A 17051-nucleotide genomic window follows, 5' to 3' on the forward strand; every position below is an offset into this window, starting at 1 on the left:
TTAATTGCTTCCTTTTAATTTATCAAATAATCTTCTCTTACGTATCTTAAAATGCTTCTTTTTTAATGAATAAATCAATTTTATTTTGTGAAAATTAAAATAATACTTCCTAATTAAGTGAAAATTTTCTGGGGTAATATTTTTATACTCTAGATTTTCAAAAACATTTGGAATAATTTTATACAAAGAGCTATTTGGAGCAATAGTAACTTTCATTTCTCGTTTTTGAAGATGGATGTACATGTACTCACGTTTTTTTAATTGATTGTCTTTCATGAAATATTGGAAAATTTTTCCATTATCATAAACAAAAAGTGTATCTCCATCCCTATCTACATAACCTTCTTTTTTGATATTTATAATACCACCCTTAGCAGGCATCCTGACAACATAAAATTTTGTACCATGAGTATAAATATCAGCACTAAAATTTTCGTTATATACTTTTTTTGAACTCTGTTCATAAATATAGTTAATCCCATGTTCAAAAGCTTCATCAAAATGTTGACTTTCCCAACTATGAAATATTTCATGCCATCGCTTCTTGCCTTTGATTTCTTCAAAAAACATTTTAGTATTTTCATCATTATTTTTAAATAAGGTGCAATGACCTAGAAAAAACAATTTATCATAATCTTTTTCAAGCACCGGTTCAAGATAACGATCCAAATCGCCAAATATCAAATCTGTATCACAATATCCCCAATAATCATACTCCTTTAAATGTTCTTTAAAAATTAGACCGTATGCAGGACGAAAATCACATAGTTTGTATGCTTGTTCTAACCTGGATTCTAATCCTAATTGTGAATTGATTAACTTCTCTATATCGTTTAGGGTAGTATAATGTACCTTTACATTTGATGGATAGCAATACTCTGTCCTATCATCTGTAAAAATTAAAAAATCCACATATTTTTTACCTGCACATGAATTTAAAAATAACTGGAAATAATTTGGAAATTTTCCAAAATGGGGAATAATAAAAATAGCTTTTTTCATATACTTTCCTCATCTCTTATAAATAGCAGCAAAGTTTAAAAGCATTAACCAATAGATTGAACGATACATTTTTTTGTTAAACAGAAATGCCAATAATTGATTATGCTCTCCTCCTTTTACCTTTAGATTAAAATCTATCATATGGTGAAAATCTTTGGTCTGCGCAAGAAAGTTTTCTTTCGAAATATTTACCCCTATTTCATCCAGTGCGAAATTTTTATACAATTTCATAAATGTGTTACTCAGTGCAACATCAGAAGTTAAAAATTCACTAGCAATCCTATAGCAATCTTTCATCTCATCAATTTTACCTCCATAAAATTGTCGAGATAAGGAATTATCTGTTAATTCGACACAATAGGCTACCGTTGGATCAACAACAGCTTCTTTACAGTACTTATAATAAGTATAATTAAATTGTAAATCTTCAGAATAACGCGAGTTTGCATTATAATATAAATTATGTTCACGTTGAATACTTGTTTTGAATAACCTGACCATTGTTGAATTCAGTCGTTCTAAATTCTCATAATTGGAAAATAATAAATTCAATGAATAAATCCCTTTATTTAACCAAAGACTATTTGTGATTAATTTATCGTTCTTATAATGTGTAAAACTATACAATGACAAATCTTTATCCAAATACTGTGACATTACTTTAAAAATCCCTTTGGGCAAATAATCATCACTATCTAAAATCATAAAATGATTGCCAGAAATATAATTTAGAGCAACATTTTTTGTCCTACTTAAGCCCTTATTTTCTTGACTAATATAAACAATATTGGAATATTTCTCTTGGTACGACTGGATAATGTTAGGAGTTTGATCTGTTGAACCATCATTCACAATCACCATTTCATAACTGCAGCCTGTCTGAGCTAAGACACTTTCAATACACTTTGCAATGGTGGCCTCTGCATTGTAAGCAGGAATAATCACACTAATATCTACTACCATCTTCCTCTAATCTTCCTTTTTAATTTAATCATTAGATTTTTTGAACGCAATTTAAAATAATGCAAGTTGAAATTCTTCTTTTTAATATCTCCAAAATTTTCCAATGTAACTTCTGAATATTCCAATTCTTCAAAAGCATTTGGGATAATCTTATAATATTGAGTATCCAAATTAATTTTTATTTCCATCGGTCTAGACTGAAAATGCATATAAAGATACTCTTTTTGATATAGCTGATTATCTTGTAAAAAGTATTCATAAATACTACCGTTTTCATAAACGAATAAATGATTTTTATTTTTGATAATCTCATACTTCTTCAATTCATGATTCCAATGAGTTAGATAGAAATTAGAAGTCTTAGTGTAGGTATTTGCCTCTAGTTCTTCTAGGTATATCTTTTTCCCATATTTTAATAAAATTGTATTGATACTTTCTGAAAACTCCTCGTCTAACGAATAGTTATTCTCAGAATCAGACAATTTATTCACAAATGATTCTTCAGATAGCAATAATCGATTGATTTCTTGAGTATTTTTCACCAGAGAACAATGACCTAAAAAGAAAATTTTATCATATTCTTCCCCTAAAACTGGTTCTATCAACTTATCAAAATTTCCAAAAATAAGATCTGTATCACAGTATCCCCAATAGTCATATTCAGTAATTAGATCTGAAAATAACAAACCATATATAGGTCTTAAATCACAAAGCTTATAAGGCCTCTGAATCTGAATAGGTTGTTTTAAAACTTTTTCCGCTCTCTGATTTATCTCCCCTAGTGTAGAATAAATAACTTTTACATTTCTGGGATAAATATATTTGGTCTTATCATCTGTTAAAATCAAAAAATTTGTACTCTGGTTCTTATTACATGAATTTAAAAACAATTGAAAATAATTATTAAATTTACCAAAGTGGGCAATGATAAAAATTCTCTTCTTTTTAACCACCATTTCGTATTTTCCTAACTTGATACATCAACTGAACTAAAAATATTAGTCCAGTTACATTCTTCATTTTGCACATTTGATAAAATAATTTCCAAATCGTTGGTAAATTAGAAAACTCAAAAGTCTTAAATTTTTCTCTATATATACTATTAGACAACAATTTCTCCAGCATTTGTACCTTAAATCTATAGTTTTCTCTAGAGTTAATGATGTTAGCCATTAAAGGAAATAGATTTAAAATCACTCTATTATTCAACGATTCTCTAAATTCACATCCAAGATGATATTCATCAATAATAGCAAACATACTTTCATACAAGCGATGATGACGCTCACTCAATTCCTTATTATAGACAGTTGTTAAACTATTTTCATTATCTTTACGGTAATGATATCTAGTCGCACCGCAGTATGCAACATTTAAAGCTTGATTAAATACTTGAGCATTGTAGTACACATCCTCACTACCAATTAATTTTGTATCCGTAAATTTAATATGCCTAATCTTATCAAATGAGTATAATTTCCCCCAGACTGTATTTAATCTTTCACTTGTTAATGGCTCTTTTAGTTGTATATTTGTCAACCCAAATATTCTTTGGTGAACATATCTATACATCTCCTCATCAGTTACAAAAGTTGGAATAATGCTACATTCTTCTGTTTTATTTCCATAAAATTTAGTAAATGGAAATAAAACAACATCTGCACCAGATGATTTTTGTAACAATATCAACTCCTCTATGCAGTTTGTTTCAATAAAATCATCACCATCTACAAATAAAACAAATTCTCCCGAAACTTTTTCAAGCCCCGAATTCCTAGCCGATGACAGTCCTCCATTTTCTTTTCTTAAATAGTAAAATCTATCATCAATTTGCGAAAAATCCTTAGCAATTTCTATAGAACAATCATCACTACCATCGTCTACTAAAATTACTTCAAAATTTCTATAAGTTTGTGATTGAATACTTTCCAAGCATTTTCTTAAATATTTTCCAACATTGTAAATAGGTACAATTACAGAAACTTTAGACATTTTTTCTCCCTATCAATTTACTAAATATTCTAATATCGCATTCGACTCAATTAAAGGACGAACTAAACTATTAAACCCAGCAATTCCAGTTAACACATACATCATCGTAAACATTGAAATCTGTAAACAAACTAGAATTAATAATATATTAAACGTATTTCTTTTTATTTTATAATCATTCACATCAAATAAATTCGCCATCATAATAAAAACAAATAAGAACAGTAATCTTGGAAATCTAAAGAAAGTTGAATTATAAAATATAAACGGAATAAATATACTCATCCCTCCCGAAAACCACATCAATAGACGTCTAAGATCAGGATTTATTGAATTTTCTTTGAGTTGAAATTTATATATTTTATATGCAATTCCTACATACAGATAAGCAATTACAACATGGATTCCTAATTTCCAAATACTAGTTTTTAGACTTTCATCTACTAAATATAAATTTAGTTTGCTACTTTCTATAAGAAAAGGGGCTATTCTAAATACTAGAGCAAAGAGAGAAAAAGACAACAGAGAAAAGTAAACAATAAACCTAAAATTAAATTCCTTATTCATCAAATAAATTGGGATTAAAAGTAAAAACATCAGAGCAAAACTTGAATGTAGCGTATAAGATACATAAATGAGTCCAGCAGAATATAGCCACCTTTTATAACTAACTTGATATCTCAAAGCTACTGGTACAATCCATATAGCTATTACCATTGCTAAAAAAAAACGTTTTTGTATAATATTATCAACTAAAGGATAGATATTCCCTAAAGCTATTACAATATTCGGATTTTTTGAATACTTTTTTATAAAAATCACGTAAGAAATCACACCACATGTTAATAAAACCATCAGAAATTCTTCCACTGTAAAAGATAAGCGATAAAACACATGGTTCAATATTTTCCATATTCCATCTCCGTAAAAATCTAATTTGACATTTTCTCTCCCAAAGGCATTAAACATCGCCACATATCCAATATAATCTGCACCTCCACGATTAAAAGCAAATAAAATCCATAGCAATAAGGAGTTCATCACAAATACTATTTTCTCTTTAGGAAATAAAAAACTTAACAACAGTAATGAGATAAAAATCAAATAAAAAATAACCATTTTTTCTCCTCATAAATGACTATAAATTTCTCTCATTTGCTTATTGACACGAACAATATCATATTTTTTAGCCAATTCTATATTGTACCTTCCTATTTTTTCTCTTTTACCTTTATCAAGTAATAATAATATTCCTTTTGCAAATCCTGATATGTCATTCGCATTAAATTTATAACCTGTTTTCCCGTGGTAAGAATAATCATTAATTCCATGGCTATTAGATGTTAACAAGGGAAGACCTGCCGCCATAGCCTCCAATGCTGCTAGTCCTAGCCCTTCTCTCTTTGAAGGGAAGCAGAAAATATCACACTCATTTAAAATTTGAGGTATATCTTTTTGGTAACCAAGTAGGCGAACTTTATTGTCAAGGCCTCTACTTTTTATATATCCTTCAACAGTTGATAATTGATTTCCTTGACCAACTATTAAATAGCTGACGTTCGCTAGCTTACTGGCTTCTAACGCTTTTACAATAGTTATGTGATTTTTATTGATATTTACCTCACCTACAGAAACCAATACTATTTCATCTTTAGGTATATTATAAACTTCCCTAATTTGTAATAACTTCTCATCTTTATCGCACTTCCTAATCTTCTCATATTCTATCCCCACTCCATTGATTTTATACACTCTTCTCGCTTTCAAGAAACGTTCTGCTAAATAATAATCTTCCTGATTAATTGTAATTAAAATATCCGTAAAATAAGAGCACAAATATTCCATTGGGTAATATAATAGCCAGTCTAGCGCACGTCCTCCTTTAAAAAAATGAAAACCATGAGCAGTGTAAACTATAGTCGCTTTAGTTTGTGCAAAAACTAATCTTGCAATAACCCCTCCTATTGGAGTATGACAATGCATAATAGAATAATTATATTGTTTACTTATTTTTTTTAATTCAATAAACGATGCTATATGTTTTGTAAAGCCAAAAGGGTTCCTACTAAAGTCAATATGGAGGAAGACTACATTTTTAGCAACTAATTCTCTCTTTAGTTGCTCCATCCGATTATTAGAAATTGTATTTCCGTTTTCAAAATTTGCAGCAACATGAACAGTATACCCTTGTTCCTGTAGTAAACGAATGTTATGCATATTAAACTGTTCTATCATTGAAGCAACAGTAGCTACAATCAATGCGTACTTTTTCCCCATAATATACCTCCTATTCTCTTTCTGTTAATATGATGGATTCTTCAAAATTTCGAATTTGATATTCAAAACAGTATTCAGACATGCTTTTTTCGTATATAAGATTTCCAAACAATTTATTTACTTGAGAAATAAATCGTAATTTATAAATCATCACATTTATTATAGAAGTTAAAAACGTATGTTTTTTATGGTATCTTCTAATACTAACAACCATTTCTCTAGTAGAAATATATTCACTATTCTGTGGAAAATACACGCCTGAAAGTTCCATATCTACAAGCTGCTTTATAAACTCGGATAAATTATCAATAAAAATCATACTCCTTTGATTATCTATATTAGGAAAAACTAGGGTCCATTTTGATAACTTTGATAGCTTTGAATAATTTCCTTTAGAATCCTTCCCATAAACCATTGGAGGCCTAACAATTGCAACTTGAAACTGTTTGCTGCACAATTCCTTTAATAGATACTCTGCTTCGAGTTTGGATTTCCCATAATGATTTTGAGGTTTTTCTTCCGTTTCTTTTGTAATTATTTTCTCATCACTATCATACACACTCATCGTGCTTAAAAAAATAAATTGTCTTACACCTGATTTTTTAGCAAGTTTAGCAAGCTTATGCGTTAAGTCTCTATTAACTTTATAATATATATCTGGATCTATATTTTTTTCATTCTTATGAACAATTCCAGCAACATGAAAAACTGCGTCATAATATGAAAAATCATAATTCATCCAATTTGAATCTAACATATCCAGTGTATCAACTAGATATTGATTTTCAAATTGCGATAGCCATTTTTCAACCGAAGTACCTATATAAGAGTTTGCTCCTGTAATTAACACTTTTTTCATTTATTTTTCCTTCTTTTGCCCAGTTCCACCTTCAACAACACCATCACTTTTAAGCACGCTAATAAAAGTACCAAAGAAACATTTCATATCAAACACAAAACTCATATTTTTAATATACTCACCGTCAAGTTTTGCTTTGACATCAATCTCAAGTTCATCTCTTCCATTGATTTGCGCCCAACCGGTTAATCCAGGCCGAACATCATTGGCTCCATATTTATCACGTTCCTCAATCAGATCATATTGATTCCAAAGAGCAGGTCTTGGTCCAATGATAGACATCTCACCTTTAAAAATATTAAACAATTGAGGTAATTCATCAAGACTTGTTTTACGTAAAAAGCCTCCGACTTTTGTAATCATAGCTGACGGATCTTTCAAAAGATGAGTTGGCATATCTGAAGGTGCATTTACATACATACTCCTAAATTTATAAATTTGGAAATAAGTTTTTCCTTTACCAACTCGTTTTTGTTTAAATAATATTGGACCTTTTGAATCTAATTTAATCGCAATAACAATAATCAATAATATTGGACTCAACACTAGAATAGCCAAACCTGAAATAATGACATCTAACATCCTTTTTATCTTTAAGTACATATTCATCTCCTCATTTTTTACCTTTTTAGAAGTCAGACTCCCCTGACCTCTAAGAAAGTAAAAATAATTTACTTTCTACTCCTGTTTTGCAAATTCAATCAAACGTTCTTTTAACGTCACATTGTCTAGTTGCAATAGATTATCAATAAAACTTTCTACTTCTTCAATTGGTTTTGGTGTAACTTTACCAACAAAAATCTTTTCATGAATTTGTTCGCTCACACGCTCATCTGAAGACAACAACTCTTCATAGAGTTTTTCTCCAGGACGAATGCCAGTCTCTACTATGCCAATTTCTTTTTCAGTGTGTCCACTAAGTTTGATGACTTTTTTAGCCAAGTCAAGGATCTTAACTGGCTCCCCCATGTCAAGAACAAATACTTCACCACCTTTAGCAAGGTAACCTGCTTGAATCACCAAGCGACTTGCCTCGGGTATAGTCATAAAGTACCGTGTCATTCGGAAGTCTGTTACAGTTAAGGGACCTCCTTGGGCAATCTGATCTTTAAAGACCGGAACGACACTGCCACGGCTTCCTAGAACATTACCAAAGCGAACAGCAACAAACTGAGTTTGACCTGCTTCATTTAAGCCAGTAACAATCATCTCTGCAACACGTTTGGTAGCACCCATAACATTTGGTGGGTTAACAGCTTTATCTGTAGACACCATGACAAACTTAGCAACACCAGCAGCCTTAGCTGCTTCAGCAACATTTTTTGTTCCAAAAATATTATTTTTAACTGCCTCACGAGGATTGTATTCCATTAACGGCACATGCTTATGAGCAGCAGCATGATAGACTACATCTGGTCGATAATCAGTCATTAAACTAAAAATCAGGTCTCTATCTTGAATATCGGCAATAATCGGTATAATTTCAAAGGTATCTTTGTACTTGTTTGTAAGTTCTCGATGAATGAGGTAAATCGAGTTTTCTCCATGCCCTAACAATAATAGTCGCTTAGGAGTAAACTGCGATATTTGACGACAAATTTCAGAACCAATTGATCCGCCAGCACCTGTCACAAGAACTGTCTTATCTGAGAAAAATTCACTTAATTGGCTTTGATCAAGCACGACTTCTTTTCGCCCCAAAAGGTCTGCAATATCAATTTCTTTCAATTGATTCGTGTTCACGTGTCCTAAAACTAGCTCCTCTACTAGAGGCATCACATTAACCGGAAGATTTATTTCCTGGCAGATATCTAGAATCGTTTCTTGCTCACTAGCAGTTATTGAGGGAATTGCAATCGTTAATTGATCTACACCTAACTCTTGAACCAGTCTAGGAATATCAAAACGATTACCTAACACTTTAACACCGTGCAAGTAACTTCCTTTTTTATTTAAATCTTTATCTAATATACCAACAATTTCAATATCGGTATCACTATTTTGAACCGTCCGAATAAAAATACTTCCTCCCGAACCGGCTCCGAGTACTAATGTTTTTTTCTTATTAGTTGTTTTATGTGACTTGTCTTTATAACCCCACTCGTAGATAAATCGCCATAATATTCTTGGTGTAATCAACAACGCATAAGATAGTAGGGCGCCTAAAAAAATGAAACGTAGGCTAAAAACATTAAAAACAAAAAAAGCAAGTCCTGTAAACAAGATATAACTAGAGACTACAGAAATCCCTACACTACCTAAACTTTTGTAGTCTGTAAAACGGTTGATAACCGAGAAAACCTTTAAAATATAGGCAATAATCAGATAAAATAACGGCAATAATACAATTGCAATCCTGAAATAATCCCTCGTAATATGCGTGATTACATCTAAAAAACTTTGGCTCAAATACAATGAGAAGATAATCAAAACCGTATCAAGCACCATTAAGATTATTTTTTTATGGTTTCGTGTTAGCATCATCTTTCTCCAAATTCCTTTTCAACACATTGCAAAGCTGCTGCGATGACTTGATGCATATCATAGTAACGGTACTGACCAAGTCTGCCCCCAAAAATGACATTTTTTTGCTGTTCAGCTAACTTTTTATACGCTTTGTAGAGATGATTATTTTCCTCATTATTTACTGGATAATAAGGTTCATCCCCCTTTTCCCAAGTTTTAGAATACTCTTTGGTAATAATGGTTTTATCTTGCGTGCCAAACTCAAAGTGTTTGTGCTCGATGATACGAGTATAAGGTGTCTCTGCATCAGTATAGTTAACCACAGCATTTCCTTGGTAGTTTTCCATATCAAAGGTTTCAGTTTCAAAGCGAAGACTACGGTATTCTAACTCTCCGAGCTCATAATCAAAGAACTGGTCAATCATCCCTGTAAAGACAACTTTAGGGAAATTAGCAAGATACTCTTCCTTTTTAGCAAAGAAATCCACACCTTTTTCAACATCAATATTATCCTGCGCAAGCATTTTTTCCACAATTTGAGTGTAACCACCAATTGGAATCCCTTGATAGGTATCGTTGAAATAGTTATTATCATAGGTTAAACGAACCGGCAAACGACGAATGATGAAAGTAGGAAGCTCTGTTGTTGGTCTGCCCCATTGTTTTTCAGTGTAGTCTTTGATCAACTTCTCATAGATATCTGTACCTACCAATGAGATAGCCTGTTCTTCAAGATTCTCAGGAGTTTTACCATTCAGAACCGCACGTTGTTCCTCAATCTTAGCTTGTGCTTCTGCAGGTGTCACAACGCCCCATAACTTGTTGAAGGTGTTCATGTTAAATGGAAGGTTATAGATTTCACCCTTATAGTTAGCCACTGGGCTATTGGTGTAGCGATTAAATTCTGCAAATTGATTCACATAGTCCCAAACATCTTTGTCAGAGGTGTGGAAGATATGTGCCCCATATTCATGGACTTGGATTCCTTCTACTTCTTTGGTGTAAATATTTCCTGCAATATGATCACGCTTTTCAATGACCTTAACTTTTTTTCCTTTTAAAGCAGCTTCATGTGCAAATACTGCTCCAAAAAGACCTGCACCAACAACCAAATAATCATACATGCCAAAAGAAGAACTTTCTATGGCCACCTCTTCTTTTTCCATTAACATCCAAATACCTTTCTATTTCAGTGCTAGCCATTTTTTGGCATGCACTTCTCCACAATAAGCATATCAATTATAGCACAAATATCCCCTAAATCAAAATTAACATTTGTTAACATCAATTCTATTGTATATTATAGACATTTTGATAAGATTTGTTGAATATTTTAATCTGTTATCCTAATTTGTCATTAATAAAATATTTTTTTTATTAATGACAATCACTCTTTTATTGATTAAATATTCATATTTTTTCTAATACATCTTAATGGCAGAAAATATTTTTTAGACACAAGATTATTATATTATCCACAATTAAACCAACTCTGTCAACACATTCCATTAACTTCTTATACTTAACCAAATTCAAAAATTACTTTTTGTTTCTTTCTTAAAAGTGTGGATGCTCAATAAGAGAGGTCCGGATAATTTTACCCCAACCTTCCTATTGACTATTCTTTTTAACGACATGATCCTTGATAATTTGATAGAGACTTGCTGCTAAAGGTACTGCTACTAGCATTCCTGGTATACCTGCCAAAGCACCACCCAATGTAATAGCGACTAAGACCCACATACCCGGAAGTCCGATTGAGCCTCCGACCACACGTGGATAGATGAGATTACCTTCAAATTGTTGTAAGACCACTAGAAAAACAACAAACCATAGGGCTTGAGAAATGGACTGGGTCGCTAGCAAAATAAATCCAATTACCAAGCCGATATAAGCCCCCACAACTGGGATAATTGCTGTAAAGGCTACAAGCACTCCCACCGTTGCAGCATAGGGAAATCCAAAGATTTTCATTCCCAAAGCTGTTAGACTTCCTAAAATCATAGCTTCAAGGGTCTGGCTCACCAAAAATCCGTGGAAACGATTATCTAAAATCTTAACAACGTAGCGCACCTTACTCGCGTATTTACCAAGATAGGTATCCGTTAAAAGTCCTACTTGTCTGATCAAGGTTTCCTTATTTCCTAAAACATAGAGGGAGAAAATAAGGCTAACAAAGACATTTAGAAGTGTCGAGGCAATAGAAGAAACAGACGATAAAATCCCTGTCAAAACAGTCAAGACCTGTTTCAAAATTTGTTGACTATAAGAACTAATCGTCGTCGCTAAATCCGTATCCTCTCCCAAATAGTTAAGAAGTTTAGCAACGTACTTATTGTCATTTAAGTCATTAATCCATTGGTTAATACCAGAGGTATCAATCGTTAACAACGATTTGATACTTGAAATCAAATCTGGCAAGACAATCGAGAAAATCCAGACAATAATCACAACAAAGGTCAGGTAAGCCAAGACGAGTGATAAACCTCTCTTAGCACCTTCTGCCCGTTTACCTGATAAAAACAGACCAAACAGACGCTCATAAGCCGACATCACGATATTGACAATATAAGCAATGGCAGCCCCAATCAAAAAGGGTTGACCAGCTGTCCAAACCGTCCCGACCAAACGAGCCCCTGTACTCCAGTAAGCCTGCACCATGTAGCAGAGAATAAAGGCTACAACAATATAATAAACGTGTTTTTTTTCAAAATTCATAGACTGATTATACCATACTTTAGTTCAAATAAGGGCGCAAGGCCTCTGCTAGACGCTCATAGGCTGTCTGACTGAGGTGGAGACCATCCGTCGTGTACTCATTTGCCAGCTGACCATCACCATCCAAAAGCAAAGTGTAAAGGTCAATAACATCCACTCCTGGCAAAGTTTCCAGACTAGCATTAAGCGACTGAATGTCTTTATTTTTGCGGATTTTAACAGTTTTGGAAAAAGCTGGCGCTTCATTCACTGGAAGAACGGATAAGAGATAAGTCTCTGATTTCGGACTTAACAGGCGAAGCTGGCTGAGCAGCTCTGCTATTTTTCCAACCGTATCAGCCACCGAATACCCCATTCCCAAATCATTGACACCAATCGTGAGAAAAATTTTGCTTGGAGAAAGCGCTAAAACTTGCTCCTCAAGATGGTCTAACAACCAGTTCGTATCCGTTCCTGCAATCCCACGATTTAAGATGGACCATTCTCTTCCGAGATATTTTTTCAAAGGAAAAAACTCTGTTATCGAATCTCCGACAAAAACAATACTGCCAGCAGTTGCCGTTTGATTTTCCAAGCGAAACTGGTCCAAACGCTTTTGGTGATAGGCTGATAAGCCTGGGGTAATGACATCAATTTCAGACATTTACATCTCCTTTAAGACATTTTCTAAGACTTGTAGAACACCATCTTCTGTATGAGAAGGTGCCAAAAAATTCGCTACTGCTTTGACAGCGTCTGTGGCATTTGCCATGGCATAAGAATATTCAAACCTCTCTAGCATCTCAAGGTCATTAGGACTGTCTCCAAAAACCATGACTTCCGCAGGTGATAACTGCCATTCTGTCATGAGATAATCAAGTCCAACTGCCTTATGAACTGTTTTGGGTAAAATATCCAGCCAATTAAAGCCCGTTTCAACCACACGAAAAGAGGTTCCTATTAGGTAATTTTCAATTTCAGCGAAATTTTGTTCAAAGTTATCTTCAAATTGTATGCTAATACGGTAAAGTGGAACCTGTGAAGCCTGATGCAGATGAGATAGCTCTTCAATAGACGTGAAAAATTGTGACAGGAATGCTTTTTGTTCTGTTGGCAAGGTCTCTAAGACATAGGTTACCTCTCCAGCAGACAGAAAATGCTGCGCATCTGGAAATCTCTCCTCTAGAAATCTTAACAAGGGTTCTTGCTCTTCCTTGTCCATAAAAAGCGAAAAGACCTCTCTTCCTTTATGAACCAACTGTGCTCCATTTTCCGCAATAAAGGTCAATTGATTAGCGTGTTTTGGAAAGAGGTCTCTCAGTCGCTTCATGTTATTACCTGTAGCGATGACAAGAGGAATCTCACGCTTTTTCAGTTCTTCGAACACTGCCTCAAAGCGCTGTTCATTATAAGAATTGTGACCACTTAGAAAGGTACCATCCATGTCTGTCGCAATTAGTTTTATCATACAAGACTACTTTTTTTACTCTAGGGGTAAGGGAGCAACGGAACAACTTGGTCGGATTGCAAGCAATCTCGTGGTCAAGCTAGTTCCCTTACTAACTACACAACTAATACTCATTCAAATTCAAAATTAGATTTTTATAACCTCTATTTTGATGGGTTAGTGAAAGTAAGGGGGTAAACCGTTTCTTTCACCACAGTGGACAGTTCCCATAATATCTACTTTGTCATCTTGGACACTGTAGCTGTATAAGTAGAAAGCGATAATTCTCAACTCTCCTAGTAGCTAAAGCTATAAATCCACAGTTTTGTTGGAGTGCCAGCCGCATGAGAAGACTTTAGAGAAAAGAAAATATTTTTGTCTCCATCTAATTTTGATTTTTATAGAGTATAAATCTGTCGTTTTTAGTTGTTCCATGTCGCATCTTTTAAAACAAATAAAAGGCCGATTAACTCCGCAAATGATTTTTAAATCATCGGAATTGTTCACCCTTTTAGTTTATATATACTTTTAATTGTCATGTAAATATGCTACACACGACATGTTAAGCCTCTTCAGACTTATTTTCCCCTATTTCTTTGTCGCAATCTGTTTTACCATATAAAATTTCATTTCTTACATTTCTCATTATCAATTACTTTAATGGTGATGAAAGCAAAATATCCTAGAATAGAAAATGCAACAATAAATAGTAACTCAATCATTATTAAATATGTCCCTTGTAAAAACTTTTTCTTTATGAGGGATTAATTCAGGCGTCATTCGGTTCGCAATCACCAAATCAACGGCATCAACAAAATCTTCTAAACTATCTTTGCTACTTTTATTACGTATTTGATAATCTTTTTCTAATAACCTAACTAAGTTGTAAGTACTAGATTCTCTATCATTATCAGAATCCTTTTTCATTGCGTAATTATACACACCTATTATCTTAGATTTGTCCTGTTTTAATATTTTATCAATTTTCTCTTTTAACAAACTAGGTCTAATGACTTGATTTTCATGTAAAATATTTGATATTAAATCACTATTAGTCTCTAGCCAAGTTTGGTGAGTATCTTTAGGTAAACAGTAACCGCCAAAACCAAACGAAGGATTATTATAATAATTCCCTATACGATTATCATAGGAAATTCCCTCAATAACATCTTTTGAATTTAGGTTTTCTTTTATAGCATAGTTATCTATAATATTGAAAAAAGCAACTCTCATAGCTAAATACGTATTAGAAAATAACTTAACAGTTTCAGACTCTTTTGTACCCATCATTAAAATAGGTACATCATTTTCAATAACAGTTTGATATAAGTGAACTACTTTTTCTCCTATCTCTTTGTTGTTTGTGCCAACAATCAATCTACTTGGATTCAATAAATCATTAACCGCTTGTCCTTCTCTTAAAAATTCAGGACTAAATACAATATTCTCTCTATTTAATGTAGATGTAAATCCAATTGGAATAGTAGATTTAATAATAATCGGAATATCAGTCTGTAATTCTTCTACCACATTTTCTACAATACTCGTATCTAGTCCCTTTTCAGTGTAGTTAGTAGGCACACAAATAAAAATATAGTCTATATTATCTAACTCAATTTTATTTGTATAATGAATATTTGTAGTTGTTTGTAATATATCCTCTATTTCTATTTCTTTTATAGGAGAAATTTTATTTTTTAATAACTCGAGTTTTTCAAGATTATTATCCACTAACGTCACTTTATGCTTACTTGAAAAGACACAGGCGTGAGATAAGCCTACATATCCTGCTCCTAGTATTAAAATATTACTCATTATCTTCCTCCTTCTCTTCGATATGCACTTCCGTTAGTTTCTCCCTTGTTCCCCATTTTGCATCTCGTATTGTAAGCAAAGCATACATTCTAATCGGCTGTAGCAAAAATAAGTGTAACATTGCATACAAAGGAGATATTAAGAATAAAAATGGATGCTTTATTGCATAATGTATATTACGAGCAAAAGCTGAAAGTATCACACCTGCTATCAAAACAAATACACTATGTAGACCTCTCTCAAATGAAAATATGAAAACGAACATTGAAAATGTCAACATAAAAAATAAAACTATCTCTAACAATGACCAAAATGCAACTATTGGTCTTTTATTTATCATTTTGACTGCAATAATGCTTTCTCTAAAAAATGATTTATTCCAGCGAATTTGTTGTCTTAAAAATTGATTTATATTATTAGGCACATCTGTTGTTGCTCTTGCTGTTGTTTGATATTTAGTTTTCCCTAGTCTATTAGCAAAATTTGTCAAACATCTATCATCACCTATATTTACCGGTACACCTAAAAATTTTTGATTCGTATAATGCTCTAAATTAGGTATGACTACTTCTCTTCGGTAGCAAGATAGAGGACCAGAGCACGTCAAAATATTTCCGGTATATGACTGCGCTGCTCTTTCTACTCTAAACGCATTATCATATCTTATGTCTATTAGGCGTGTTAATAAATTTTCATCTCGATTTCTTGCGTTAACATGACCAGTAACTGCAAATACTTTTTCATCATTAAATGCCTTCAACAATTCTTCTAATGCATTTGGATAAACATACGTATCAGAATCTACTGTGAAAAATACATCAGCATTAGAACGTTCAAAGGCATATGCCTGTGCGTGTCGTTTTCCTTTATTTTGTTCTGCTAAATGAATGATTACATTTTTATATTTTTCTTTATTGTTATTTACGTATGCCATCAATTCCAGCATACCACTTTTATCTGGACTTCCGTCGTCAATAAAGTAAATTTCTTCTACTGGATAGGTTTGATTTGCAATACTTTCCAAGGTGTTGATTAGTCCATTACCTGCTTCATTATAACTCGGAATGACACACGCTACTTTATAATCCTTTTTTACAGTGCCTTTATATTCTTTATAGGTAAAAGAAAACAACATTTTACTAAATAGATAGATCATCAAAAATATGCCATAAGCATTTAAAACATTATCATCTAATTGCCATAAAAAGAAAAATAAAATTGAAAATAGAATAAAATTAATGAAAAGTATAATCTTATTGTCCATACTAACCTACTCCTTTGATATATAATTATCTGATTCATAATAGATAGATTTACATAGCTAGCAAATAAATACAACAATTAATTATATATATATATATAATATTTGTCAAGTAATATGCAGGACAAACGCATGAAGAAAATCATTGGTAATTTCCCAAAGTAATTTCCACTTTAGCTTTCGAAGTGGAAATTAGTCTAAAACGGATTTTTATGGTGGAATTAAGTCTGAGACGTTTGTGTTAGAAATGAGTCCTTACTATGACAAAATAT

Annotated in this window: 15 protein-coding genes; all 15 read right to left on the reverse strand. The window is 32.5% G+C overall.

Features of this window, described 5'->3' with window-relative positions; translation table 11 throughout:
• The 15 genes from EAF07_RS07605 to EAF07_RS07675 all read right to left on the reverse strand — a co-directional run bounded on the left by EAF07_RS07605 (position 1) and on the right by EAF07_RS07675 (position 16782).
• A complete protein-coding gene (locus EAF07_RS07605; RefSeq protein ID WP_121835984.1) occupies positions 1-1002 on the reverse strand; it encodes a DUF6625 family protein in 1002 nt (333 codons plus the stop codon).
• Between the two features lie 9 nt (positions 1003-1011).
• Positions 1012-1965 (reverse strand): glycosyltransferase family 2 protein, encoded by a 954-nt coding sequence (locus EAF07_RS07610; RefSeq protein ID WP_121835985.1) that lies wholly within the window; start codon positions 1963-1965, stop codon positions 1012-1014.
• Entirely contained in the window at positions 1959-2921 is a 963-nt protein-coding gene (locus tag EAF07_RS07615; protein ID WP_121835986.1) for a DUF6625 family protein, read from the reverse strand. Before EAF07_RS07615 ends, EAF07_RS07610 begins: the two co-directional genes overlap by 7 nt.
• Positions 2911-3957 carry a glycosyltransferase family 2 protein gene (locus EAF07_RS07620; RefSeq protein WP_121835987.1) on the reverse strand — a complete coding sequence of 349 codons (1047 nt, stop codon included), beginning with the start codon at positions 3955-3957 and terminating at the stop codon, positions 2911-2913. The genes EAF07_RS07615 and EAF07_RS07620 overlap by 11 nt, the downstream gene beginning before the upstream one ends.
• 12 nt (positions 3958-3969) lie before the next feature.
• Positions 3970-5076 carry an EpsG family protein gene (locus tag EAF07_RS07625; protein ID WP_121835988.1) on the reverse strand — a complete coding sequence of 369 codons (1107 nt, stop codon included), beginning with the start codon at positions 5074-5076 and terminating at the stop codon, positions 3970-3972.
• A gap of 9 nt (positions 5077-5085) precedes the next feature.
• Positions 5086-6234: a glycosyltransferase gene (locus EAF07_RS07630; protein WP_121835989.1), complete on the reverse strand. Its 1149-nt coding sequence runs from the start codon at positions 6232-6234 to the stop codon at positions 5086-5088.
• Positions 6235-6244: 10 nt separating this feature from the next.
• Positions 6245-7093, reverse strand: coding sequence for an NAD-dependent epimerase/dehydratase family protein (locus EAF07_RS07635; protein ID WP_121835990.1), 849 nt, complete (start codon positions 7091-7093; stop codon positions 6245-6247).
• Complete coding sequence (locus EAF07_RS07640) at positions 7094-7696, reverse strand: sugar transferase (RefSeq protein ID WP_121835991.1); 603 nt, start codon at positions 7694-7696, stop codon at positions 7094-7096.
• 75 nt (positions 7697-7771) lie between these two features.
• Complete coding sequence (locus EAF07_RS07645; RefSeq protein ID WP_121835992.1) at positions 7772-9577, reverse strand: nucleoside-diphosphate sugar epimerase/dehydratase; 1806 nt, start codon at positions 9575-9577, stop codon at positions 7772-7774.
• Entirely contained in the window at positions 9574-10683 is a 1110-nt protein-coding gene (glf, locus tag EAF07_RS07650) for a UDP-galactopyranose mutase (RefSeq protein ID WP_121835999.1), read from the reverse strand. The genes EAF07_RS07645 and glf overlap by 4 nt, the downstream gene beginning before the upstream one ends.
• Positions 10684-11170: 487 nt before the next feature.
• Positions 11171-12277 carry an AI-2E family transporter gene (locus EAF07_RS07655; RefSeq protein WP_121835993.1) on the reverse strand — a complete coding sequence of 369 codons (1107 nt, stop codon included), beginning with the start codon at positions 12275-12277 and terminating at the stop codon, positions 11171-11173.
• 19 nt (positions 12278-12296) lie between these two features.
• Positions 12297-12920: an SGNH/GDSL hydrolase family protein gene (locus EAF07_RS07660; RefSeq protein ID WP_121835994.1), complete on the reverse strand. Its 624-nt coding sequence runs from the start codon at positions 12918-12920 to the stop codon at positions 12297-12299.
• Positions 12921-13724 (reverse strand): Cof-type HAD-IIB family hydrolase, encoded by an 804-nt coding sequence (locus EAF07_RS07665; RefSeq protein ID WP_121835995.1) that lies wholly within the window; start codon positions 13722-13724, stop codon positions 12921-12923. It lies immediately after the preceding gene.
• A gap of 693 nt (positions 13725-14417) precedes the next feature.
• On the reverse strand, positions 14418-15518 hold the full coding sequence (locus tag EAF07_RS07670; protein ID WP_121835996.1) for a nucleotide sugar dehydrogenase: 1101 nt from the start codon (positions 15516-15518) through the stop codon (positions 14418-14420).
• Entirely contained in the window at positions 15511-16782 is a 1272-nt protein-coding gene (locus EAF07_RS07675) for a glycosyltransferase (RefSeq protein ID WP_121835997.1), read from the reverse strand. The genes EAF07_RS07670 and EAF07_RS07675 overlap by 8 nt, the downstream gene beginning before the upstream one ends.
• Positions 16783-17051: the final 269 nt, after the last annotated feature.

The sequence above is a fragment of the Streptococcus hillyeri genome (assembly GCF_003686955.1).
GTDB classification, from domain to species: Bacteria; Bacillota; Bacilli; order Lactobacillales; family Streptococcaceae; genus Streptococcus; species Streptococcus hillyeri.